Here is a 23,740-nt window from a genome sequence, read left to right as displayed (position 1 = left end):
CGGTCAGGAGACCATGCGGATGTTGATGGGGTAGCGGTACGCCTCGTGCCGGTTGACGGCGACCGCGGCGAGGATCCCGAAGACGATCGACAGCACCCAGACCGCGATCCAGAGCACGAACCCGATGAAGACGAGGAACAGGACCACCGAGATCGCGTAGCCGATCAGCAGCGTGATCTGGAAGTTCAGCGACTCCTTGGCCTGGTCGCCCACGTAGGCGCTGCGGTCGCGCAGGAACAGCCAGACCAGCAGCGGCGTGAGGAACCCGAGGAACCCGAAGCTCAGCAGCGACAGGACCGGCGGGCCCAGGTGCGCGACCATCGCCCAGGTGCGCTCGTCCGACGGCGACAGGGGCAGCGGGCCGTACCCGTAGGGCGGGTGCCCGGGCGGCGGACCGGCCGGGGGCTGGCCCGGCGGACCGGCCGGGGGCTGCTGCGGCGGGGGCCCGTACGGCGGCTGGCTCATGACCCCATCCTCGCGCATCCGTGGAGGTCACGTGCGGTGGCGACGCGGCACGGCTCGGGCCACAGTGGGCCTAGCCGGCCAGACCCCGCCGGGTGAGTCACCTGGACGACTCAGGAGGAACCATGAGCGAGAACACGCCGCAGCAGCCCGGCGACCCGCAGGAGCCGCCGCACCAGCCGCCGCAGCAGCCGCCGCCCGCCCGGCCGGGCCCGGCGCACGGTCAGCCGCCGGCCGGGCCGCCGCCGCACGGCGGGCAGCCGCCGTACGGGGACCAGCCCTACGCGCCGGCGCAGCAGCCGTACGAGGGACAGATGCCCGACCCCGGCCTGTACGGGGGGTTCGAGTACCCGCCGGACCGGTCCGCGGGCCCGCACATGCCGGGCGGCGGGCAGGGGAGCGGCTTCCTGTCCGCGATGTTCGACTACTCCTTCGGCCGTTACATCACGCCGAGCGTGGTGAAGGTCGTCTACATCATCGTGACGGTGCTGGTCGCGATCGCCTGGCTCGGCGGGATCGTCGCCGCGTTCCAGGCGTCCGTGTGGGCCGGCATCCTCTACCTGGTGTTCGGGTGGATCATCGCGCTGGTCTACCTCGCGATCGCGCGCATCACGCTGGAGTTCTTCATGGCCGTGATCTCCGTGTCGGAGCGGGTCAACGCCTACGCGAAGCGGGACGGCATCATCTGAGCCGGGGCGGCCCGGGCACGGTGCGGCGCGGGCCGAGCCTCACGCCGTGACGAAGTCGATCAGCTCCTCGACCCGGCCCAGCAGGGCCGGGTCGAGGTCGCGGTAGTCGCGGACCGTCCCCAGGATCCGCTGCCAGGCGCGGCCCACGTCCTCCGTCGACGACGCCGGCCACCCCAGCTCGCGCAGGATGCCGCGCTTCCACTCCGTGCCGCGCTCGATCCTCGGCCACGACGCCAGACCCAGGCGCTCGGCCTTCACCGCCTGCCAGACGTCGACGTACGGGTGGCCCAGGACCAGCACGGTCCCGCGCGGCACCCCGCGCAGCGCCTCGTCGGCGAGGCGGCGCTCCTTCGACCCGGGCACCAGGTGGTCGACCAGCACCCCGACGCGGCGCTCGGCCGTCGGGGCGAACTCGTCGAGGGCGTCCGCGAGGTTGTCGACGCCGTCGAGCATCTCGACGACCACGCCCTCGACCCGCAGGTCGTCGCCCCACACCTTCTCGACCAGCTCGGCGTCGTGCTTGCCCTCCACCCAGATGCGGCTGCCGCGTGCGACGCGCGCCCGCTGGTCGTGCACGGCGACGGAGCCGGACGCGGTGCGCGTCGGGCGTCCGGGGGCGCGCCGCGTGACGGGGGCGGTGAGCTCGACGGGCTGCCCGTCCACCCAGAACCCGGGCCCGAGGGGGAACGACCGGGTGCGGCCCCGCCGGTCCTCGAGCACCACCAGGTGCATGCCGCCCGACTTCTCGACGCGCACGACGGCGCCCACCCATCCGGACGTGACCTCCTCGACGACGAGGCCGTGCTCCGCCGGTTGGGGCCGCGACACCGGCCGGCGGCGGTGGTGGGCGGAGCCGTCCGGCGCGCCGGGGGCGCGGGAGCCGGCGGAGGACAGGATGTCGGAGCCGTAGCGGTCGTGCACGGCCGCGAGCCTACGGTCGGGCCCGGGCCCGGGACGGTCCCGACACGCGGCACGCGCCGCCCGGTCGGGACCGGGCGGCGCGTGCGGGGCGAGCGGGTGGCTCGTCGACGGCTCGAGGACGGCGGGCGGTCGGTGCGGCCGACCGTGCGCCTGGTGGGTCAGGCGTGGCGCGGCAGGCCCAGCGACGCGGCCGCGGCGCGACGCCGGGGCTCGCGGGGGGCTGGTGCCACGGCATCGTCCCGGAGCGCCCGCCGCGAGGCGCGGAGCTCGTGCGCCAGACGGCGCAGGGCGACCTCGCGCTCGAGCTCCTCCTGCCGGCGCTCGAAGAGCATGTCGTACACGTGCGGATCCATGATGGCCTCCCAGCCGGGTGTGGTGACACGGCTAGAGAGGGGGCACCCGGGCGGTCCGTACACGACTGCTCAGGGCATGTGTACAGGTGCGTCGGGCGACGTCAGCACGGTCGCCGGGAGCTCGTCACGGGGTCTCGGAGCGCGCGACGACGGCGGCCTCGGTGCGGCTGGCGACGCCGAGCTTGCGCAGGATGGCGGACACGTGGACCGACGCCGTCTTGCGGCTGATGAACAGGCGCTCGGCGATCTGCCCGTTCGTCAGCCCCTCGGCGACGAGCGCGAGCACCTGGCTCTCGCGCTCCGTGAGCGCCCGCTCCGCCGCCGGGGCGCGGCCGCCTCGGCCACGGACGCGGCCGAGGCCGGCGCCGTCCAGCAGTGCCCGCGCCTGGTCGGCGACGAGCCCGCAGCCGATGGCCTCGGCCGCCTCGACCGCGGCCTCGAGGCGCACCCTGGCGGCCTGGCGGTCGCCCGTCGCGAGCAGGGACCCGCCGTCGCGGAACAGGGCGTAGGGCCGCAGGGACGCCGGCCCGTCGGCGGCGAGCACGGCCTCCCAGGAGCCGTCGCCGAGCTCCGCCGCGAACACCGCCGCCCACGTGGGGTAGGTGGGCCACGACGCGCAGGTCGCGAGCGCGGCCCGGTACGGGGCGACGTCCACGGGCCGGCCGGCGGCGCGCGCACGGTCGAGCACCCGGGCGGCGACCGCCAGCACGGACAGGCGGTAGTAGGAGGACAGGGAGCCCTCCTCGAGCGCGATGGACACGAGGTCGAGCGCGTCGTCCAGGTCGTCGCGCAGGAGCGCGAGCTCCGCGAGCGTCCCGGCGACGCGTGCCCGGATCTGCTCCTCGACCCGGCCGAACCGGAGCCAGGTCGCCCGGTGCGCGAGGGCCCGCGACTGGGCCGCCCCGACGTCCCCGCGCCACATCGTCAGCCACGTCCACCGCTCACCCAGGTAGACGGAGTAGTCGCTGAGGTCGATCAGCGGCACCGACCGCTCGTACCAGTCCGCGGCGTCGGCCCACCGCCCCAGCTCGATCCAGGCCTCGGCCACGTTCCCCTCGAGCATCGCGCGGGTGGCCCACCCCGCGCCGAGGGCGCGCGCCAGCCGTGCGCCGGTCTCGGCCAGGGACTCCGCCGCCGCGTACTGCCCGAGCTTGAGCCGGATGTCCGCGGCGTTCGTGTAGTAGTGGCACTGGGCGCGCCAGTCGTCGCCCGCGACCACGCCCGACAGCTCGAGCTCCTCGAGCCCGTCGAGGTCCCCGCCGTTGATCCGGCTCATGGCCCGCATGTTGAGGGCGAGGGAGAAGTTCTTCTCGTCCCCGGCCGCCCGCGCGGCGGCGAGCGCCTCGCCGGCCACAGCGACCGCCTCGACGTCGCGCGCGTCCATCATCGCGTTGCGGGCCTTGAGCCGCAGCAGCGGCGCCCGTCCCGCGTGGTCGTCCGCGGGGAGGAGGGCCAGCGCCTCGTCGATGAGGCCGTCGGACGCGGGGTCGCCCGCCTTGCCGAGGATGTGCGCCAGCGTCGAGAGGGCCTGCGCCCGCCCGGCCGGGTCGTCGGCGGGCCACTCCGCGACGGCCTCCCGTGCGAGGCCGGCCCCCCGGTCCACCTGTGCGGCGTCCTGCAGCGCGGCGGCGACGTGCCGCAGGAGCGACGCGCGGTGCTGCCCGGCCACCCGGTCCGCGTCGGGCACCAGGTCCCACAGCTCCAGCGCGCGCTCGCCGGCCGCGACGGCCGTCGACGTGGCGCCGTCCGGCTCGGAGGACGTGACGACCTGGACCGCCGCGGCCAGCGCGCGGTCGGGCACGCGGGCCCGCCACCAGTGGTCGGCGGCGGCCGCGGCGTCCGCGAGCGTGCGGCCGGTCTCCTCGAGGGAGCGGGCGCACGCGGCATGGAGGCGGCGCGCCTCGCCGGGCAGCAGCTCGTGGTCGACCGCCTCCTGCATGAGGGCGTGGCGGAACCGGTAGCCGTCGCCGTCGGCCACGAGCACGTGCGCCTCGACGGCCTCGCGGGCGGCGTCCTCGGCGTCCTCGAGCCCGTCCTCGCCGAGCATCGCGGTGAGCAGGCCGTGGGGGGCGTGCGGGCCGGCGGCCGCCACCGTGCGACAGAAGGTCTGGGCGGCGTCGCTCAGGGCCGAGTAGCGCAGCAGCAGCAGGTCGCGCAGGGACACCGGCATCGCCTCGCCCGCGAACGCCGCGAGCTCCTCGGCGTAGAACGGCACGCCCTCGGAGCGCTCGGCGAGCTCGCCGAGCACCGGGCCGGGCAGCTCGCGGCCTCGGCCGCGCGTGGTGACGAGGGTCGTGACCAGGCGGGCGGCGTCGGCGGCGTCCAGGCGGGCCAGCTCGACGCGGGCGGCCAGGCGCGAGCGCTCCAGCTCGGCCAGGGTCGTGCGCAGCGGGTGGCGGCGCCCGACGTCGTCGCTGCGGTAGGTGGCGACCACCAGGAGGGTCGACCGCGGTGCGGACCGCGCCAGCCGGGCGACGACGGTCCGGGTCACGTCGTCGGACCAGTGCAGGTCCTCGAGCACGAGGACGACCGGCCGCGTCGCGGAGACGGCCGAGACGAGGTCGGCGAGCACCTCGGGCAGGCGGCCGTGGTCGACGTCGCGCCGCACCTCGACCAGCCCGGGGGCGAGCGTGCCGAGCGCGTCGGCGGCCGGCCCGGCCGCCTCGAGGGTGCCCTCGGGGCCGAGCGCGTCCAGCACGTCGGCGAGGACGCCCGTGAGCGCCGCGTAGGGGAGCGGGCCGGAGCCGGAGTCTGCGCACTGCCCGTGCAGCACGAGGGTGCCGGCGCCCGCGGCGTCGGTGAGCCCGGTGAGCCCGGCGAGCCCGGTGAGGAACTCGGCCACGAGCCGGGTCTTGCCGATACCGGCCTCGCCGCCCACCACGACGGTGCCGCCGGTGCCCCCGAGGGCTGCGGCGAACGCGTCGCGAAGGGCGGCGAGGTCGGCCTCGCGACCGATCATGGGCGGTCGCGAGGGGAGGGTGGGGTGCGGCCCGAGGGCCGACCCGGTCGAGGTGGCGGGCACCTCGTCATCGTGCCAGGCCGGCGGTGCGCCCGCCGGGGTCGCGCCGACCGGCGAGACGTGGTCCGCGGCGGGCGCCGCGGCCGCCGTCACCGGGTCGGTCACAGCGTCCAGGACCGGCTCAGGCCCGCGGGCAGCAGGCCCCAGGCGCGACGGTCGGCCCGGCGACGGGCCGCGGCACGGCCGCGCCCCCGCCGGTCGCCGCCGGTCATGGCCTCCCGACGCTCGACGTCCTGGAGCAGCGTCTGCTCGGCCTCCGCCTCGCGGAGGCGGAACTCGTCGTAGTACAGGAACTCGTTCATCACGGATCTCCTTCGCCGGAAGCCCCGGTGGCTGCCGGTGGTTCCACCTTCGGCTCCTGAGGTACGGCGGCGGATCGGTCAGGTGCCGCATCTTCGGGCGGAGGGGTACCTCAGACGGGGGCCGGGGTACCTCAGACGGGGGCCGGGGCATGCCGGGCGGGCCTCCCGCGGACCTGTCGTGACCCCGCGTAGGATGGCACTCGGGATACGAGAGTGCTAAGCGTCGTGCACGCGCGCGCCACACGAGGGAGGACCGTGAGCGAGGAACGTCGGCTGGCCGTGCTGCGCGCGATCGTGGAGGACTACGTCCACACGCGCGAGCCGGTGGGGTCGCGCATGCTCACGGAGCGGCACGGCCTCGGCGTCTCGCCCGCCACGATCCGCAACGACATGGCCGCGCTCGAGGAGGCCGGGTACATCGCCCAGCCGCACACCTCGGCCGGCCGCATCCCCACCGACAAGGGGTACCGCCTCTTCGTCGACCGCCTCGCCGAGGTGCGGCCCCTGACCAGCCCGCAGCGCCGGGCGATCGAGACGTTCCTGTCCGAGGCGATCGACCTGGACGACGTGCTCGGCCGTGCCGGGCGGCTCATCGCCCAGCTCACCGGGCAGGTCGCCGTGGTCCAGTACCCGTCGCTGCGGGTGTCCGGCCTGCGCCACCTGGAGATCGTCCCCGTCGGGGGCGCGCGCCTCCTGGTCGTCGTGATCACGGACACCGGCCGCGTGGAGCAGCGCTTCCTCGACGTCGGCGCGGGGCCCGGCGCGGAGCCCGCCGTCGTCACGGTGGACTCGCCGGCCGGCCCGGCGCCCGACCTGGGTGCCCTCGACGAGGGCACGCTCGGCGAGCTGCGGGGCCGCCTCAACGCGGCGGCCGCGGGCCAGCGGCTCGTGGACCTGCCGGACGCGTTCGCGCGCGTCGTGGGCGGGCTGGACGCCGAGCTGGCCCCGCTGGCCCGCGGGATCGCCGACCTCGTGGTCGACACCCTCGGCGCACAGCGCGAGGACCGCATCGTCCTCGCCGGCACCGCGAACCTCGCCCGCGCCGAGATGCGCTTCGAGCAGGGGCTCAGCCCCGTGCTCGAGGCGCTCGAGGAGCAGGTGGTGCTGCTCGGGCTCCTCACCGAGCTGGCCGCGGAGCCCGGCCCCGGGGTCGGGATCCGCATCGGCCACGAGAACCGTCTCGACGGCCTCATCGAGACCTCCGTCGTCGCCTCCGGCTACGGGACCGACGGCGACACGGTGGCCATCCTGGGGTCGATCGGCCCCACCCGGATGGACTACCCGGGCACGATCGCCTCGGTGCGCGCCGTCGCCCGCTACCTGTCCCGGGTGCTGCCCAGCTGACGGCCCCCGGGGAACCCCCGAACCAGACGACCTGACCGTGCACGTCACCGACACGTCACCGAAGAGAGACCTGTGACCGACTACTACGAGATCCTGGGCGTCCCCCGCGACGCCTCGGCCGAGCAGATCAAGAAGGCGTACCGCAAGCTCGCCCGCGAGCTGCACCCCGACGTCGCCGGCGAGGCCGGCGAGGACCGCTTCAAGGACGTCGCCCGCGCCTACGAGGTGCTGTCCAACCCGGACAAGCGCCAGCAGTACGACATGGGGGTGGACCCGAGCTCGCCGTCCGGCGGCGCCGGCGCCGGCTTCGGCAACGGGTTCGGCTTCCAGGACATCTTCGAGACGTTCTTCGGCGGCGGCGGGGCGCCCGCCGGCCCCGTGCCGCGCGCCCGCCGCGGCCAGGACGCCCTCGTGCGCATGGACATCGACCTCGCCGAGGCCGCGTTCGGCGCCAAGCGCGAGCTGCAGGTGGACACCGCCGTCGTGTGCGGCACCTGCGGCGGCAACGGCTGCCGGCCCGGCACCGACCTCAAGACCTGCGAGGTCTGCCAGGGCCGCGGCAACGTGCAGCGTGTGGCGCGCTCCTTCCTCGGCCAGGTCATGACGACCGCGCCCTGCGCCGCGTGCCAGGGCTTCGGCACCGTCATCCCCGAGCCGTGCGCGGACTGCTCCGGCGAGGGGCGCGTGCGCTCGCGCCGCACCCTCACGGTCAACGTGCCGGCCGGCGTCGACACGGGCACGCGCATCAAGCTCACCTCGCAGGGCGAGGTCGGCCCCGGCGGCGGCCCCGCCGGCGACCTGTACGTCGAGATCCGCGAGAAGCCGCACGACACGTTCGTGCGGCGCGGCGACGACCTGCACTGCACGCTGCAGGTGCCGATGACGGCGGCCGCGCTCGGCACCGTCCTCGACCTGGAGACGCTCGACGGCGAGCAGGAGATCGACCTGCGCCCGGGCACCCAGCCGGGGCAGGTCGTGACGCTCAAGGGCCTGGGCGTCGGCCACCTGCACGCGGGCGGGCGCGGCGACCTCAACGTGCACGTCGACGTCCAGGTGCCCACCGCCCTGGACGAGGAGCAGACGGAGCTGCTGCGCTCGCTGGCCACGCTGCGCGGCGAGGAGCGCCCGGAGCCGCGGCTGACCGCGGCGCACCCGGGGGTCTTCTCGCGGCTGCGCGACAAGCTGAGCGGCCGCTGAGGTGAGCGCGCCCGTCTTCCTCGCCGAGGGCGGCGCGCTCGGCGCGCTGTCCGCGGGCGACGTCTACGTGCTCGACGGCGCGGAGGGGCGGCACGCGGGTGTCGTGCAGCGCCGCGGCCCCGGCGAGCGGCTGGACGTCGTCGACGGCGCGGGGACGCGGCTGCGCTGCGTGGTCGACGTCGTCGAGGGCGGCGAGGTGCGCCTGCGCGTCGACGAGGTGGTCGCGGAGCCCGCGCCCGCCGTCGTGCTCACGCTGGTGCAGGCGCTGGCCAAGGGCGACCGGGACGAGCTGGCCGTGGAGGCCGCCGTCGAGGTCGGGGTCGACGCCGTGGTGCCGTGGCAGGCCGACCGGTCCGTCGTCGTGTGGCGCGGGCAGCGGGCCGCGAAGTCGCACGCCAAGTGGGTCGCGACCGTGCGATCGGCCGTGAAGCAGGCGCGGCGCGCGTGCCTGCCGCCCGTGGCAGAGCCGGTCACCACGCGCCAGCTCGCCGCCCGCGTCCGCGAGGTCGTCGCGGCGGGCGGGGCCGCCGTGGTGCTGCACGAGGAGGCGACCGTCCCGCTCGCACGGGTCCCGCTGCCCGCGGGGTCGCCCGGGGCGGGGACGGACGGGGCCGGCGCCCCGGCGGTGCTGCTCGTCGTCGGTCCTGAGGGCGGCATCGCCGACGCGGAGGTCGCCGCCCTCGAGGAGGCGGGCGCCGTCGCCGCGCGGCTGGGCCCGCACGTGCTGCGGACGTCCACCGCCGGCCCCGTCGCCGTCGCGCTGCTGTGCGAGCGCCTCGGGCGCTGGTCCTGACCCGACGCGTCCGGAGCGGCACCCCCGGCCGGCGCGACCGCGCGGGGAGGCACCGCGGCGCGGTAACGTCCGGGGCATGACGAGCGCCACCACCGACTGCCTGTTCTGCAAGATCGTCGCCGGCGACCTGCCCGCGGACGTGGTCGCCAGCTCGGACCGCGTGATCGCGTTCCGCGACATCGACCCGAAGGCCCCGGTGCACGTCCTCGTGGTGCCGAAGGAGCACCACGGCGACGTCGCGACGCTCGCCGTCGCGGACCCGGCCCTGCTGGCCGAGGTGGTCGGCCTGGCCGACCGCGTGGCCGGCGACCTCGCCGACGGCCAGTACCGCTTCATCTTCAACTCCGGCCCCCGCGCCGGGCAGAGCGTCTTCCACGTGCATGGCCACGTGCTGGCCGGCGCGAAGCTCGGCTGGACCCCCGCCTGACGGAAACGGCGTGCCGGGGTGGGCGCCCGCTCGATAGACTCGTGTCGCCCACGAAACCCGTCTCGCGAAGGAGGGCCCCGGCGCAGCCGGCCCCATGACATCGACACCCCACGCCGCCTCCGGCACCCCCGGCGCGTCGGCCGCGCACGCCGAACGGTCCACCGAGCACCGCATCGTGGTGCCCACGCACGTGCCGATGGTCGCCCTGCTCGGCAGCAGGGACTCCGTGCTGCGGGCCGTCGAGGACGGGTTCCCGGGCGTCGACGTGCACGCGCGCGGCAACGAGATCGTGGTGAGCGGCCCCGCCGGCGAGGTCGCCCTCGTCTCCCGCCTGCTCGACGAGCTCGTCGAGGTGGTCGAGTCGGGCACGCCGTTGACTCCCGAGGTCGTGGCGCGGTCGGTCCAGATGCTCACGGCGGCCTCCGCCCAGCGTCCGGCCGAGGTGCTCACCTTCAACATCCTGTCGAGCCGCGGCCGCACCATCCGCCCCAAGACGGTGGGCCAGAAGCACTACGTCGAGGCGATCGACGCGAACACGATCACGTTCGGCATCGGCCCGGCGGGCACCGGCAAGACCTACCTCGCGATGGCCAAGGCCGTGCAGGCCCTGCAGGCCAAGCGCGTGAACCGCATCGTGCTCACCAGGCCGGCCGTCGAGGCGGGGGAGAAGCTCGGCTTCCTGCCCGGCTCCCTGAGCGACAAGATCGACCCGTACCTGCGGCCGCTGTACGACGCGCTGCACGACATGATGGACCCCGACGCGATCCCGCGGCTCATCGAGGCCGGCACGATCGAGGTGGCCCCCCTGGCCTACATGCGGGGCCGCTCGCTCAACGACTCCTTCATCATCCTGGACGAGGCGCAGAACACCTCGGCCGAGCAGATGAAGATGTTCCTCACGCGCCTCGGCTTCGGCTCCACGATGGTCATCACGGGGGACGCCACGCAGGTCGACCTGCCCGGCGGCACGACGTCGGGCCTGCGGGTCGTCGAGGACATCCTCACCGGCGTCGACGACGTCGAGTTCTGCCGGCTGACCTCGGCGGACGTCGTGCGGCACAAGCTCGTCAGCGACATCATCGACGCGTACGCGCGGTGGGACGTCGCGACGGCGCGACCCGACCAGGGACGACAAGCGCGACAAGGACGACAGGGCCGCGGCCCGTACGAACGAGGGGCACGCAGGTCATGAGCATCGAGGTGGCGAACGAGTCGGGCGTCGAGGTCGACGAGGCCGAGTTCGCGGCGCTGGGACGGTACGTGCTGGACGCGCTGCACGTGCACCCGCGCAGCGAGCTCTCCATCATGTTCGTCGACACGACGGTCATGACGGAGCTGCACGTGCAGTGGATGGACGAGCCCGGCCCCACGGACGTGCTGTCGTTCCCGATGGACGAGCTGCGCCCGGGCCGCGAGGGCGAGGAGGCGCCGCCCGGCACGCTCGGCGACGTCGTGCTGTGCCCGGAGGTGGCCGCCCAGCAGGCGCAGGTCGCGGGCCACTCGACGGCGGAGGAGCTGCTGCTCCTCACCACGCACGGCATCCTGCACCTGCTCGGCTACGACCACGCCGAGCCGGAGGAGGAGAAGGAGATGTTCGCGCTGCAGCGACGCCTCCTGCTCACCTTCCTCGCCGGCCGGTGACGGCGGCGGTGGCCTGATGGACGGACCCGAGCTGCTGCTGGCCCTGGTGGCGCTGGTCGCGCTCGCCCTCGCGGGGATGCTGTCGGCGGGCGAGGCGGCGGTGCTGCGGATCACGCGCACCTCGGTGGCCGACGCGGTCATCGAGGCCGAGACGTCCGAGGAGCTCACGCCCACCGCGCGCCGCACCCGGCTGGCCCGGCTGCGGGCCGTGCAGGGCCTGGTCGTGGACCCGCCGGCGGCGGTGGCGGCGTTCGCCCTCGTGCGCGTCTTCGCCGAGACCGTCGCCCTCGCGGCGGCCACCCTCATGATCGCGGACTGGTTCGACACGTGGTGGCAGGTGCTGCTCGTCGCCGCGGTCGTGGGCCTCGCGGCGGGCGTCGTCTTCGTGCGCCTGAGCCCGCGCGCCCTCGGCCTGCGCCGGCCGCTGCCGGTGCTCCTGGCCCTGGCGGGCCCGCTCTCCGGGGTGCACCGGGGCGCGGCCTGGCTCACCGACCGGACGAGCGAGCGGGCCGCCGGCCGGTCCGGCGAGCGCGACGGCGAGCACGACCCGGGCGAGGACGCGCTGCGCGAGGTGGCCGAGCGCGTGCGCGACAACGAGGCGATCGAGGACGCCGAGCGCGAGCTCATCCGCTCGGTCGTCGAGCTCGGCGGCACCCTGACCCGCGAGGTGATGGTGCCGCGCACCGACATGGTGACGGTGACGGCGGCGACGCCGCTGCGCAAGGCCATGCGGCTCTTCCTGCGCTCCGGGTACTCGCGCGTCCCCGTCGTCGGCGAGGAGGTGGACGACCTGGTGGGCGTCGCCTACCTCAAGGACGTCGCGCGGGTGCTGGAGGGCGAGCCCGGCGCGGGCTCCCGCCCCGTGGTCTCGGTCGCCCGCGACGCCGTCTTCGTGCCCGAGTCGAAGCCCGCGGACGAGCTGCTGCGCGAGATGCAGGCCTCCCGCTCCCACATCGCCCTCGTCGTGGACGAGTACGGTGGCATCGCCGGCCTCGTCACCGTCGAGGACGTCATCGAGGAGCTGGTCGGCGAGCTGACCGACGAGCACGACACCGCGCCCGTCGTCGAGCCGGAGGACCTGGGGGACGGCACGTTCCTCGTGTCCGCCCGGATGCCGGTCGACGAGCTCGGCGAGCTGTTCGACCTGCGGCTCGACGACGACGACGTGGACACGGCCGGCGGCCTGCTCGCGAAGGCGCTCGGCAAGGTGCCGCTCACCGGCTCGACGGCCGACGTCGGCGGCCTGCACCTCGTGGCCGACCGCGTCGAGGGCCGCCGCAAGCAGCTCGCCACGCTGCTCGTGCAGCGCGCGGCACCCACGGACGACGACACAGCAGCGGGCGACGGAGTCGCACCGCCAGACCAGAAGGAAGCACACGCATGACCACCGACCCCGCGCGCCCCGGCGCCGCCCCGCACCGCTCCGGCTTCGCCTGCCTCGTCGGGCGACCCAACGTCGGCAAGTCGACGCTCACCAACGCCCTGGTGGGGGAGAAGGTCGCGATCATGTCCGCGCGGCCGCAGACCACGCGGCACACCATCCGCGGCATCGTGCACCGTGACGACGCCCAGCTCGTGCTGGTGGACACCCCCGGGCTGCACCGCCCGCGCACCCTGCTGGGCGAGCGGCTCAACGCGCTGGTGCAGGACACGCTCGGCGAGGTCGACGTCATCGCGTTCTGCCTGCCCGCCGACCAGAAGATCGGCCCGGGCGACCGGTACATCGCGGCCCAGCTCGCGCCGCTCATGGAGGGCCGGCGCGCGGTGCCCGTCGTCGCCGTCGTGACCAAGTCGGACCTCGTCGACCGCGGCCGGCTGATGGAGCACCTCCTCGCCGTCGACGAGCTCGCCCGCTCGGTGGACCGCGACTGGTCCGCCATCGTGCCCGTCTCGGCGCGCGACGGCTACCAGGTCGACGAGCTCACCGACGTCCTGGTCGCGCACCTGCCCGAGGGGCCCGAGCTCTACCCGGGCGGCGAGCTGACCGACGAGCCCGAGCAGGTCATGGTCGCGGAGCTGGTGCGCGAGGCGGCCCTGGAGGGCGTCCGCGACGAGCTGCCGCACTCCCTGGCCGTCGTGGTCGAGGAGATCCTCGAGCGCGAGGGCAGCGGCGACCCCGCGAAGGGGCGCCCGCCGCTGCTCGACGTGCGGGTGAACCTGTTCGTGGAGCGCGACAGCCAGAAGGCGATCGTCATCGGCAAGGGCGGGGCGCGACTGCGCGAGGTGGGCACCACCGCGCGTCAGGGGATCGAGAAGCTGCTCGGCACGCGGGTGTACCTCGACCTGCACGTGAAGGTCGCGAAGGACTGGCAGCGCGACCCGAAGCAGCTCCAGCGCCTGGGGTTCTGAGCGGTCCGCGTGCTCCGACCCCCGCCGCCCGGGCGGCGGGGGCGCCCCTCGGCACGGGGGACGTCCCCCGAGGCCGCGGGGGATTTCCGGGCCGTCGGCGCAGGCCACGCCGAGTAGCATCGCTACGTGGTGTTCCGGACTATTGCGACGACGGCGGCGATCCTGGTGGGCCTGGCACTGACCGGGGCGGTGGCCGGCCCGCAGTGGGACCCGGTGCCCGTCACCGACCACCTGGTCCCCGCCACGACGGACACCACGATCGGCGGCGTCGACCCCGACGCCGACATCGGGACCGTCGGCGAGTTCGAGGTCCGCGAGACCACCGTGACGATCCCGCTCGACGGCGCCGTCGTGCAGGGCCTGCTGCGCCAGCCCCTCGGCGAGGACGGCGCGCCCCTGCACGACCGCCCCGGCGTCGTCTACGTGCACGGCGCCGGCACGGGCAAGTCCACCGTCGCCTTCATCGAGTCGGCCACGGCGCTCGCGAGCGCGGGCGTGGTCACGCTGGTGCCCGACAAGCGCCTGGACACCTACACCACCCGCGACCGGGACTACGTCGCGATGGCCGGCGACTACGAGCGTTCGGTCCAGCTGCTGCGCACCGTCGACGGGGTGGACCCGGACGAGGTCGGCGTCTACGGCGAGTCCGAGGGCACCTGGATCGTGCCGGTGATGCAGGCGCAGGACCCGACGATCGCGTTCACCATCCTCGTGTCCGCGCCCGTCGTGCCGCCCCGCCAGCAGGCGGCCTTCGCCGTGGACAGCTACCTGCGCAACACCGGCGTGCCCGAGCAGGTGTTCCGCGCGATCCCGCGCGCGGTGGGCATGCAGCTGCCCGGCGGCGGGTTCCAGTACGCCGACTTCGACGTGCGGCCGTGGCTCGAGAAGCAGACCGCGCCCGTCCTCGTGGTCTACGGCACGGCGGACCCGTCGATGCCGATCGAGCAGGGCGCCCGGCAGGTCATCGCCGACACCTCCGTGAACGGCGACCAGGCCCCGGTGACCGTCCGCTACTACCAGGGCGCGAACCACGGCATCAACGTGCCCCAGGACGGCGAGATGCACCTGCACCCCGACTTCGCGCGCGACGTCGCGACCTGGGTGCAGGGGATGCCGGGGACGGCCGCCGCGCCGCCCCGCATCGCCGGCGACACCCCGAACCAGCTCTACCTCGCGTCCGCCGTGCCCCAGCCGCGCTGGTGGGGCAACGGCGACATCGTCGTGGGCGCGGTGATCGTGGGGATCGGGCTGCTGGTCCTCGGGCCGCTGGTCTGGTCGGCGCACGCGCTCGTGCGTCGCGTCGTGCTGCGGCGGTCGACGACGACGGCGCCGCGGCTCGCCCGCGGGCTGCGCTCGTCCCTCCTGGGGCTCGGGCTGGGCACCGTCGCGACGATGGCTGCGCTCGTGTTCTACCTGCTGTCGGTCGCGCGGCTCGCCCTGGACTACCAGCGCGACGACCTCGTCGTGCAGGGCGGCTGGATCGTCGTGCGGCTGCTCGGCGTCGCGACGGCGGTGGCCGGGGCGCTCGTGATCCGGCGGGTGGCCGACGCCCGCGCGGAGCGCCGGGGCGGCGCGGACGTCGCGGTGGCGCGCGGGTGGCCCGCGGTCGTGACCTTCTGGGCCACCCTGGCCGGCGCGCTCCTGCTGCTGTGCACCCTCGCGTACTGGGGCGTGTACCAGCTCGGGATCTGACCCCTCGCGCGGGTGGTGTGACCAACCCACCCGCGCGGGACACGACGCCGGGGCGCCGCGTCGGGTAGAAACGGAGCGGAGGCGTGCACGCGCCGCCGCCCGCCCCGGAGCACCATGGAGAGACCCGCATGACCGATCCCGCAACCACCGACGCACCCGAGCAGGAGCGCTCGCCGTTCGGCGGGGTGCCGGTCCGTGAGCTCGTGCGCGACGTCGTGGCGGCGTTCGCGCTCCTCGTCGCGCTCCCGCTCCCGTGGGACCACGCGCACCGTGGCAGCGACCGCCTCGAGATCGTGCTCGTCACGGTGCTGGCGCTGCTCGCCGTCGCCGCCCCCTACCTGCGCCGCGGCGGTATCGGCCCGTCCTCCTGGGACGTGCTGACCGCGCGCCGCACCGTCGCGATCGCCTGCGTCCCGTACGCGGTCGTCGCCGTCGTGTACCTCGTGCTGGACGCCACCGCGCCCGCGGACGCCGCGGGCGGCGTCGGGGCCGGGCTCGCGGTCGGGCTGGCCGGCGCCGCGCTCGCGGCGGCGACCCGCTGGGTGCACCTGCCCGCCGTCGTCGCCGGGGTCGTCGCGCTCGGCACGCTGGCCACGCCCCTCGCCTCGCTCGTGCAGGGCGCGTCGTGGACGACGTCGGTCGTCGGCACCCTCAACGCCCTCGTGGTGCTCGGCGTCCTGTGGTTCACCGTCGGCACCTACCTGCGGTCCGGCGACCTGTCGGCCGGCTACGTGCTCCTCGCGCTGGGCGGCGCGGTGGCCCTCGAGCTCGTCCTGTTCTCCGGCGGCAACCTGCGCCCGTGGTTCGAGAGCGTGCACGAGCAGCGCCTCGGCCTGCTCCTGCTGCCGGTGGTCGCGGCCGTCACCGCGCGGCGCATCGTCGACGACGGCGCGCGGACGGCCGACGAGCCCGACGACGTGCGGGCGCGGCGCTGGGTCGCGGTGGCCGAGCGGGCCCTCGGCCTGGTGGCGCTCGTCGCGGCGTTCGTGGCCCTGGTCGCCCTGGTCCGGATCATCGACGACGGGGTCGCGGTGGCCCTGGTGCTGCGCCTGGTCGTCGGCGTCCTCATGGTCGCGGTCGCCTTCGCGGCCCGGCGCGCCCTGGAGCGCGACCCGCGCTCGGGCCACGTCACCGCCGTCGGCGCCTCCTGCGTGCTCGTCGTGCTGGGCCTGGTGATCGTCGTCGCGCGCGCCGGCCTGGGCACGCAGTCCAACGTGGAGGAGCTGCTGATCGCCTTCGGGCTGCCGGGCATCGCGCTGGCCGTGCTGCTGGTGCCGCCGTCGGTCCGCGAGCTCGCGGCCTCGGCGCCCGAGGCGCCCGAGCCCGCCGCGGAGCCCCTGACCGAGCCGGCCGCGGAGCGGTCCTTCGGCGAGGCCGTCCCCGTCGCCGTCGTCGCGCCGACGACCGGAGCCGCCCCGGCGGCCGTCACGCCGGACGCGGGCCGGCCGGCGTCCGCACCCACCTCGGTCGCGCCGAGGTCGAGGCCGGCCTCCGCCCCGGTCGCCGCGACGCGGCCCGTCGCGGCGGAGCGCCCGATGGACGCCACCCAGCAGATGGAGCCGGTGCGCGTCCAGCAGGCGCCCGACTCCACGCAGGTGCTGCCGCCGGTCCAGGCGCCGGTGGCGCAGGCTCCCGGCTGGAGCGCTGCGCAGGCGATGGACCCGGCCACGCCGCTCGCCGACCTGGCGCGGATCGCGGCCGAGGCGCCCCACCTGCGGTCGTACGTCGCGGCCAACCCGTCGACGTACCCGGCGCTGCTCGACTGGCTCGGCGCGCTCGGCGACCCGGCCGTCGACGCCGCCCTGCGGTCACGGCGCTGACGGGCCGTGACGAAGGTGTACCGTGGCAGCGTGCATCGCACGGTGAGCCTCCTCCTTCGGTGCCGCGGCGGGGCCCTCTAAGGCCGGACCCCCCGTCGCGGAGGTTGTGGCGCGCCGGCCGACTGGTCACGACCGTCGGTCCCGAACCCGGGACCACGGTCACCGAGCCCCCACCGAAGGACGCGACACCATGACCCACCACCCCGACGGCATCGCCGGCGCCAACCCGCAGCGCCCCTCCGGGATGCCGTACACGCGCTACGTCCCCTTCCACGAGCAGATCCGCGTCGACCTGCCGGACCGCACGTGGCCCGACCGGCGGATCAGCACGGCGCCCCGCTGGTGCGCCGTCGACTTGCGCGACGGGAACCAGGCCCTCATCGAGCCGATGGACGCCGAGCGCAAGCTGCGCATGTTCGACCTGCTCGTGCAGATGGGCTACAAGGAGATCGAGGTCGGCTTCCCGTCCGCGTCGCAGACGGACTTCGACTTCGTGCGCCAGCTCATCGACACGGGCCGCATCCCCGACGACGTGGTCATCCAAGTGCTCACCCAGTGCCGCGACCACCTCATCGAGCGCACCTACGACGCGATCCGCGGCGCCAAGCAGGCGATCGTGCACATCTACAACTCGACGTCGATCCTGCAGCGCGAGGTCGTCTTCCGCAGCGACATGGACGGCATCGTCGACATCGCCCTGCAGGGCGCCCGCCTGTGCCGCAAGCTCGAGGAGACCGTCCCCGAGACGACGGTCTACTACGAGTACTCGCCCGAGTCGTACACCGGCACGGAGCTCGAGTTCGCCGCCCGCATCTGCAACGAGGTGCTGGAGGTGCTGGAGCCCACGGCCGAGCGCCCCGTGATCATCAACCTGCCGGCGACGGTGGAGATGGCCACCCCGAACGTCTACGCCGACTCGATCGAGTGGATGAACCGGAACCTCGCCTTCCGCGAGCACGTCGTGCTGTCCCTGCACCCGCACAACGACCGCGGCACCGCGGTCGCCGCCGCGGAGCTGGGCTACCAGGCCGGCGCGGACCGCATCGAGGGCTGCCTGTTCGGCAACGGCGAGCGCACGGGCAACGTCGACCTGGTGACGCTCGGCATGAACCTGTTCGGCCAGGGCATCGACCCGCAGATCGACTTCTCCGACATGGACGGCATCCGCCGCACCGTGGAGCACTGCAACCAGATCCCGGTGCACGAGCGGCACCCGTACGTGGGCGACCTGGTCTTCACCGCGTTCTCCGGCTCCCACCAGGACGCGATCAAGAAGGGCTTCGAGCACATGGCGGCCCGCGCCGAGGCCGAGGGCAAGGCCATGGACGACCTGACCTGGGGCGTCCCGTACCTGCCGATCGACCCGAAGGACGTGGGCCGGTCGTACGAGGCCGTGATCCGCGTGAACTCGCAGTCCGGCAAGGGCGGCATCGCGTACCTGCTCTCCGCCGAGCACTCGCTGGACCTGCCCCGTCGCCTGCAGATCGAGTTCTCCGGCGTGGTGCAGCACTACACGGACGCCGAGGGCAGCGAGGTGACCGGCTCCGACATCTGGCGGATGTTCAGCGACGAGTACCTGCCCGTCGAGGAGCACGACGCCCGGGGCCTGGAGCCGTGGGGCCGCCTGCGGCTGCGCGAGACCCGCACCACGTCGGCCGAGGGCGGCGCCACCGCGCTGTCGGTCGACGTCGTCGACCACGGCGAGAACGTGACGCTGGAGGGCTCCGGCAACGGCCCGCTCGCGGCGTTCGTCGACGCGATCTCGAAGGTCGGCGTGGACGTGCGCGTGCTGGACTACGCGGAGCACGCGCTGTCCGAGGGCGGCGACGCCACCGCCGCGGCGTACGTCGAGTGCCAGGTGGGCGACGACGTCCTGTGGGGCGTCGGCATCGACCCGTCGATCACCACCGCGTCGCTCAAGGCCGTGGTCTCCGCCGTGAACCGCGCCGCCCGGGGCTGACCCGCCCCGCGAGCCGTCAGGACCAGGGTGGGGTACACCTCGCCCTGGTCCTGACACCTTTCGTGGGTGGGGGCTGGGACAATGGGACCGTGCCCCTGTACCGAGACGACGCGATCGTGCTGCGCACCCACAAGCTGGGCGAGGCGGACCGCATCGTGACGTTCCTGACCCGCGAGCACGGCAAGGTGCGCGGGGTGGGGCGCGGGGTACGCCGCACGTCGTCGCGCTTCGGCGCGCGGCTGGAGCCGTTCATGGTCGTGGACGTGCAGCTGCACACGGGCCGCAACCTCGACACCGTCACGCAGGTCGAGACCGTGGGCCCGTACGCCCGCGCCATCTGCGAGGACTACGCCCTGTACACCTCCGGCGCGGCGATGCTCGAGGCCGCCGACCGGCTGGTGGCGGCCGAGCACGAGCCCGCGGTGCAGCAGTACTGGCTGCTCGCGGGGGCGCTCCGGGCCCTGTCGGAGCGCGCGCACGCCCCGGGCCTCGTGCTCGACTCCTACCTGCTGCGCGGCCTCGCCGTCGCCGGCTGGGCGCCGTCGTTCACCGACTGCGCCCGCTGCGGGGAGCCGGGCCCGCACCACGCGTTCTCCGTGGGGCAGGGCGGGGCGGTCTGCTCGCGCTGCCGCCCGCCGGGCTCGACGGCGCCCGCGCCGGAGACGTTCGCGCTGCTGGGCGCCCTGCTCGGCGGCGACTGGGAGACGGCGGACGCCTCCGACGCGCGCCACCGCACCGAGGCGTCCGGGCTGGTCGCGGCCTACTCGCAGTACTACCTGGAGCGCACGCTGCGTTCCCTGCGCATGATCGAGCGCGCATGACTGGATCGCGCATGACCGGATCGCGCACGACCGAGAGAGAGGCCTGATGCCCCGCACCCCCGACGCCCGGTACGCCGAGCCCTACCCGCACCCCTCGGGGGCGACGCCGCCGGACATCCCGGCCCAGTTCGTGCCGAACCACGTGGCGATCGTCATGGACGGCAACGGCCGGTGGGCCAACGCGCGGGGCCTGCCCCGGGTGGAGGGGCACAAGCAGGGCGAGAAGTCGCTGCTCGACGTCGTGGCCGGCGCCGTGCAGATCGGCGTCAAGCACGTGTCGGCGTACGCGTTCAGCACGGAGAACTGGAAGCGGTCGCCGGACGAGGTGAAGTTCCTCATGAACTTCAACCGCGACGTCATCCGCCGCCGCCGCGACGAGATGTCGTCGTGGGGCGTGCGCATCCGCTGGGCGGGTCGCCGGCCGAAGCTGTGGGGGTCGGTGATCAAGGAGCTGCAGGTCGCCGAGGAGATGACCAAGGAGAACGACCGCTGCACGCTGACGATGTGCGTCAACTACGGCGGCCGGGCCGAGATCGCGGACGCCGCGGCCGCCATCGCGCGCGAGGTCGCCGCCGGCCGGCTCAACCCGGCGCGGGTCACCGAGAAGACGGTGCAGCGCTACCTCGACGAGCCGGACCTGCCGGACGTCGACCTGTTCCTGCGCTCGTCGGGGGAGCAGCGCACGTCCAACTTCATGATCTGGCAGGCCGCGTACGCGGAGATGGTGTTCCTGCCCGAGCCGTGGCCCGACGTCGACCGCCGGCACCTGTGGCGCGCGGTCGAGGAGTTCGCGCGCCGCGACCGGCGCTACGGCGGCGCGGTGGACACGCCCGACGCCGAGTGAGCGCGCCGGACGAGAACCCCGGCCGAGCGCACGGCTGAGCATGCCGGCCGGACGACGGAGACCCCCGCCCGCTCCCGAGGAGCGGACGGGGGTCTCGGTGCGTCCGGGCGGCGACGTCAGTCGCCGAGCACCGTCGCCATCGAGTCGACGAGGGCGGGGAAGCCGTCCTCCCAGTACACCGACAGGGCGGTGGGCGGGGAGACCGACGAGACGGGCGCGGTGCCGACGATCTGCGCGACCTTGCCGGCCTTGACGGCCGGGATCGCCTGCAGCTCCTTCTTGGTGAGGAACGCCTTGGCGTCCTCGGGCGTGTAGGCGTAGTCGACGATGAAGTCGGACGTCAGCTTGTCGAGCTCCTCGTACGACAGGGCGTAGAAGAACCCGCCGTCGGAGGTGTCGAGCTCGGCCACCGAGGGCGCGATCTTCACGCCGAGGCCCTCGAGGAAGCCCGCGCGCGGGTCGGCCTGCGGGTACACGTAGACCTTGCCCTCGGTGGGCGAGTCGACGACGGCCGCGAACGTCTTGCCGGCGAACTCGGGGTGCTTCGCGGCCTTGTCGGCGACGAAGGCGTCGATGTCGGAGAGCACCTTGTCGCCGGCGGCCGAGCGGCCGAGCGCCTGCGCGGTGATGCGGATCGTGTCGTCCCACGGGGTGGTCCAGGCCGTGTCGGGGAAGGCGACGACGGGCGCGATGTCCTTGAGGACGTCGTACTGCTCCTTGGTGAGGCCGGAGTACGGCGCCACGATGAGGTCGGGCTTGGCCTCGACGAACTCCTCGTAGGGGACGGACGCGCCGGCCTCGGGGTCGTCGAGGATGGTCGGCTTGGCGACGCCGGCCTCGTCGTAGGCCTCCTCGACCCAGGGGAGCAGCGCGTCCTCGCCGACGGTCCAGACCTGCTCGGCCACGGCCACGGGGTACACGCCGACGGAGATGGCGGCCTCGGTGGAGCCCCAGCCCCAGGTGGCGACGCGCTCGGGCGCCTTGTCGATCACGGTCTCGCCGAAGGCGTGCTCGATGGTGATCGGGAACTCGTCGGTGGCGCCGGACGCCGACCCGCTCGGGGCGGCGGACCCGTCGCCCTCGGGGGAGTCGCCGGAGGCGCAGCCGGCGAGGGTCAGGGCTGCCGTCGCCGCCAGGGCGGCGGCAGCGGCGAGAGGACGGCGAAGACGCACGGGTTCTCCTCGGTGTGCTCGCGCCGACGCGGCGCGAGAGGAACGGTAGGTGAGGAGAGCCTAACCTATGCAGCGTTGCCGGAATGAGTCCGTCCGAGGGGCACGACGAGTGGCGTTCCCGACACCGGGTCGGGCACGACGCGGGACCGCAGGCCGAACGCGGCGTGCACCGTCTCCTCGGTGAGGACGTCCCCGGGCCGGCCCCCCGCCACGACCTGCCCCGCGCTCATCACCACGAGGTGGTCGGCGTAGCGGGCGGCGAGGTTCAGCTCGTGCAGCACCATGACGACCGTGGTGCCGCGGGTGCGGTTCAGCTCCGACAGCAGGTCGAGCAGGTCCACCTGGTGCGCGACGTCGAGGTATGTCGTGGGCTCGTCGAGCAGCACGATGTCGGTCTCCTGGGCCAGCACCATCGCGATCCACACGCGCTGCCGCTGCCCGCCGGAGAGCTCCGCCACGGGTCGGTCGGCGAGGTCGGCGACGCCGGTGGCGTCCAGCGCGCGCAGCACCGCGGCGTCGTCGGTCGAGCTGTGCCGCCCGAACCAGCCCTGGTGGGGGTAGCGGCCGCGCGCCACGAGCTCGGCGACCCGCACGCCGTCGGGGGCGATCGACGCCTGCGGGAGCACGCCCACGCGCCGCGCGAGCTCCTTGCGGGGCAGGGCTCCCACGTCCTCGCCGCCGAGCGTGACGCTGCCGGCCTCCAGGGGGTGCAGCCGTGCCAGGCCGCGCAGCAGCGTCGACTTGCCGCAGGCGTTGGGTCCGACGATCGCCGTGACGCTCCCCGCGGGCAGCTCGAGGTCGAGCCCCTCGATCACGCGGCGCCCGTCGTAGCCCAGGCTGACGCCGTGCGCGCGCAGGGTGACGTCGGTCATGCGAGGGACTTCCTTCCGTCGGTGGCGAGCAGCCACAGCAGGTACGGGGCGCCGATGAGGCCGGTGACGATGCCCGTCGGCGCCTGGATGCCGAAGAGCAGGTGCTGGCCCACGACGTCGGCGGCGAGGACGAGGAGGGCGCCCGTGAGGACGGACGTGGTGAGGGCGGCGCCGCCGTCGTCCACCAGCCGGCGGGCGATGGCGGGCGCCACCAGCGCGACGAACGCGAGCGGCCCGACGAACGACGTGGCGGTGGCGACGAGGCCGACCGCCAGCAGCAGCGTGAGGACACGTGCGGTGTCGACCCGGACGCCGAGGCCGCGGGCGTGGTCGTCGCCGAGTGCGAGCGGCGCCTGCCAGCGCGACGCCAGCGCCACCCCGGCGCCGAGCGCCACGACGGCCACCGCGAGGGTGAGGAGCTCGGCGCCGCGCACGTCGGCGACGCTGCCCACGGTCCACAGCAGCGCGGACTGCGCCTCGCGGACGTCGGCGCTGGCCAGCAGCCACGCGAGCAGGGACGAGCACAGGTAGGCGAAGCCGACGCCCACCAGCACGAACCGGATGGAGTGCAGCCCGCGGCGCCACGCGAACAGCCAGATCAGCAGCGCGACGACCAGCGCCCCCGCGAAGGCGGCGCCGGAGACCGCCAGGCCGGTGAGGCCCGCGACGAGCAGCGCCCACACGGCGCCCAGGCTCGCGCCGCTGGCGATGCCCAGGATGTCGGGGCTGGCCAGCGGGTTGCGCAGCGTCGTCTGGAAGAGCGCGCCCGCGAGGCCGAACGCGGCGCCCGCGAGGACGGCCGTCTCGAGGCGGGGGAGGCGCAGCCGGTGCACGACGAACACGTCCGCGTCGGAGCCGACGCCGAACAGCGCGGCGAGGGCGCGACCGGGGGAGAGGGAGGCCTCCCCGAGCGTGAGCGCGAGCGTGGCGACCGCGACGAGGAGCACGACCAGGGTGATGACCACGATCGCGAGGCGGCGCCGCCGGCGGGCGCGCAGCGCGGTCACCGGGCTCAGGTCGGCGCCGGGGTCGAGGTCCAGGGCGGTGGTCCCGGTGGCCATG

General features: G+C 74.9%; 22 protein-coding genes. 14 read left to right on the top strand and 8 right to left on the bottom strand.

The window, feature by feature from the left end:
• Positions 1-3: 3 nt before the first annotated feature.
• Positions 4-465 carry a DUF4870 domain-containing protein gene (locus ACFU9A_RS15405; RefSeq protein WP_430576153.1) on the bottom strand — a complete coding sequence of 154 codons (462 nt, stop codon included), beginning with the start codon at positions 463-465 and terminating at the stop codon, positions 4-6.
• A gap of 122 nt (positions 466-587) precedes the next feature.
• On the opposite strand from ACFU9A_RS15405, the gene ACFU9A_RS15400 reads away from it, so the two are divergent.
• Positions 588-1,151 (top strand): DUF4282 domain-containing protein, encoded by a 564-nt coding sequence (locus tag ACFU9A_RS15400; RefSeq protein WP_430576152.1) that lies wholly within the window; start codon positions 588-590, stop codon positions 1,149-1,151.
• 39 nt (positions 1,152-1,190) lie between these two features.
• Here ACFU9A_RS15400 and ACFU9A_RS15395 read toward each other — a convergent pair whose 3' ends face one another.
• The 4 genes from ACFU9A_RS15395 to ACFU9A_RS15380 form a co-directional block, all read right to left on the bottom strand.
• On the bottom strand, positions 1,191-2,072 hold the full coding sequence (locus tag ACFU9A_RS15395) for a DUF3097 domain-containing protein (protein WP_430576151.1): 882 nt from the start codon (positions 2,070-2,072) through the stop codon (positions 1,191-1,193).
• 158 nt (positions 2,073-2,230) lie between these two features.
• Positions 2,231-2,425, bottom strand: coding sequence for a hypothetical protein (locus ACFU9A_RS15390; protein WP_430576150.1), 195 nt, complete (start codon positions 2,423-2,425; stop codon positions 2,231-2,233).
• A 124-nt stretch (positions 2,426-2,549) separates the two neighbouring features.
• Positions 2,550-5,549, bottom strand: coding sequence for an ATP-binding protein (locus ACFU9A_RS15385; protein WP_430576149.1), 3,000 nt, complete (start codon positions 5,547-5,549; stop codon positions 2,550-2,552).
• The gene (locus ACFU9A_RS15380; protein ID WP_430576148.1) at positions 5,546-5,746 is read right to left on the bottom strand and encodes a hypothetical protein; all 201 of its coding nucleotides are present in this window, start codon (positions 5,744-5,746) and stop codon (positions 5,546-5,548) included. The genes ACFU9A_RS15385 and ACFU9A_RS15380 overlap by 4 nt, the downstream gene beginning before the upstream one ends.
• A gap of 255 nt (positions 5,747-6,001) precedes the next feature.
• Here ACFU9A_RS15380 and ACFU9A_RS15375 point away from each other — a divergent pair, with 255 nt between their 5' ends.
• From ACFU9A_RS15375 to ACFU9A_RS15315, 13 genes are all read left to right on the top strand, one after another.
• Positions 6,002-7,090: an HrcA family transcriptional regulator gene (locus ACFU9A_RS15375; RefSeq protein ID WP_430576147.1), complete on the top strand. Its 1,089-nt coding sequence runs from the start codon at positions 6,002-6,004 to the stop codon at positions 7,088-7,090.
• Positions 7,091-7,162: 72 nt separating this feature from the next.
• Positions 7,163-8,287 (top strand): molecular chaperone DnaJ, encoded by a 1,125-nt coding sequence (dnaJ, locus tag ACFU9A_RS15370; RefSeq protein ID WP_430576146.1) that lies wholly within the window; start codon positions 7,163-7,165, stop codon positions 8,285-8,287.
• A 1-nt stretch (position 8,288) separates the two neighbouring features.
• Positions 8,289-9,080 (top strand): 16S rRNA (uracil(1498)-N(3))-methyltransferase, encoded by a 792-nt coding sequence (locus tag ACFU9A_RS15365; RefSeq protein WP_430576145.1) that lies wholly within the window; start codon positions 8,289-8,291, stop codon positions 9,078-9,080.
• Positions 9,081-9,156: 76 nt separating this feature from the next.
• Positions 9,157-9,507 carry a histidine triad nucleotide-binding protein gene (locus tag ACFU9A_RS15360; RefSeq protein WP_430576144.1) on the top strand — a complete coding sequence of 117 codons (351 nt, stop codon included), beginning with the start codon at positions 9,157-9,159 and terminating at the stop codon, positions 9,505-9,507.
• 94 nt (positions 9,508-9,601) lie between these two features.
• Positions 9,602-10,699: a PhoH family protein gene (locus tag ACFU9A_RS15355; RefSeq protein ID WP_430576143.1), complete on the top strand. Its 1,098-nt coding sequence runs from the start codon at positions 9,602-9,604 to the stop codon at positions 10,697-10,699.
• The gene (gene ybeY, locus ACFU9A_RS15350; RefSeq protein ID WP_430576142.1) at positions 10,696-11,148 is read left to right on the top strand and encodes an rRNA maturation RNase YbeY; all 453 of its coding nucleotides are present in this window, start codon (positions 10,696-10,698) and stop codon (positions 11,146-11,148) included. Before ACFU9A_RS15355 ends, ybeY begins: the two co-directional genes overlap by 4 nt.
• Before the next feature lie 16 nt (positions 11,149-11,164).
• Positions 11,165-12,532 carry a hemolysin family protein gene (locus ACFU9A_RS15345; RefSeq protein ID WP_430576141.1) on the top strand — a complete coding sequence of 456 codons (1,368 nt, stop codon included), beginning with the start codon at positions 11,165-11,167 and terminating at the stop codon, positions 12,530-12,532.
• On the top strand, positions 12,529-13,497 hold the full coding sequence (gene era / locus ACFU9A_RS15340; protein ID WP_430576140.1) for a GTPase Era: 969 nt from the start codon (positions 12,529-12,531) through the stop codon (positions 13,495-13,497). Before ACFU9A_RS15345 ends, era begins: the two co-directional genes overlap by 4 nt.
• 126 nt (positions 13,498-13,623) lie before the next feature.
• Positions 13,624-15,189 carry an alpha/beta hydrolase family protein gene (locus ACFU9A_RS15335; RefSeq protein ID WP_430576139.1) on the top strand — a complete coding sequence of 522 codons (1,566 nt, stop codon included), beginning with the start codon at positions 13,624-13,626 and terminating at the stop codon, positions 15,187-15,189.
• A 128-nt stretch (positions 15,190-15,317) separates the two neighbouring features.
• Positions 15,318-17,009 carry a hypothetical protein gene (locus ACFU9A_RS15330; protein ID WP_430576138.1) on the top strand — a complete coding sequence of 564 codons (1,692 nt, stop codon included), beginning with the start codon at positions 15,318-15,320 and terminating at the stop codon, positions 17,007-17,009.
• Between the two features lie 190 nt (positions 17,010-17,199).
• On the top strand, positions 17,200-18,969 hold the full coding sequence (leuA, locus tag ACFU9A_RS15325; RefSeq protein WP_430576137.1) for a 2-isopropylmalate synthase: 1,770 nt from the start codon (positions 17,200-17,202) through the stop codon (positions 18,967-18,969).
• Positions 18,970-19,058: 89 nt separating this feature from the next.
• On the top strand, positions 19,059-19,790 hold the full coding sequence (gene recO, locus ACFU9A_RS15320) for a DNA repair protein RecO (protein ID WP_430576136.1): 732 nt from the start codon (positions 19,059-19,061) through the stop codon (positions 19,788-19,790).
• A gap of 46 nt (positions 19,791-19,836) precedes the next feature.
• Positions 19,837-20,634, top strand: a complete 798-nt coding sequence (locus ACFU9A_RS15315) for an isoprenyl transferase (RefSeq protein WP_430576135.1) — start codon at positions 19,837-19,839, stop codon at positions 20,632-20,634.
• A gap of 116 nt (positions 20,635-20,750) precedes the next feature.
• Here ACFU9A_RS15315 and ACFU9A_RS15310 read toward each other — a convergent pair whose 3' ends face one another.
• From ACFU9A_RS15310 to ACFU9A_RS15300, 3 genes are all read right to left on the bottom strand, one after another.
• Positions 20,751-21,806, bottom strand: a complete 1,056-nt coding sequence (locus ACFU9A_RS15310) for an iron-siderophore ABC transporter substrate-binding protein (RefSeq protein WP_430576134.1) — start codon at positions 21,804-21,806, stop codon at positions 20,751-20,753.
• A gap of 65 nt (positions 21,807-21,871) precedes the next feature.
• A complete protein-coding gene (locus tag ACFU9A_RS15305; protein WP_430576133.1) occupies positions 21,872-22,678 on the bottom strand; it encodes an ABC transporter ATP-binding protein in 807 nt (268 codons plus the stop codon).
• Positions 22,675-23,739, bottom strand: a complete 1,065-nt coding sequence (locus ACFU9A_RS15300) for a FecCD family ABC transporter permease (RefSeq protein WP_430576132.1) — start codon at positions 23,737-23,739, stop codon at positions 22,675-22,677. The genes ACFU9A_RS15305 and ACFU9A_RS15300 overlap by 4 nt, the downstream gene beginning before the upstream one ends.
• Position 23,740 lies beyond the last annotated feature (1 nt).

The sequence above is a fragment of the Isoptericola sp. NPDC057653 genome (assembly GCF_042799955.1).
In the GTDB taxonomy this organism is placed as follows: domain Bacteria; phylum Actinomycetota; class Actinomycetes; order Actinomycetales; family Cellulomonadaceae; genus Isoptericola.
Note: the sequence above shows the minus strand (reverse complement) of the source record. Positions and strands in the feature narration are given on the sequence as shown.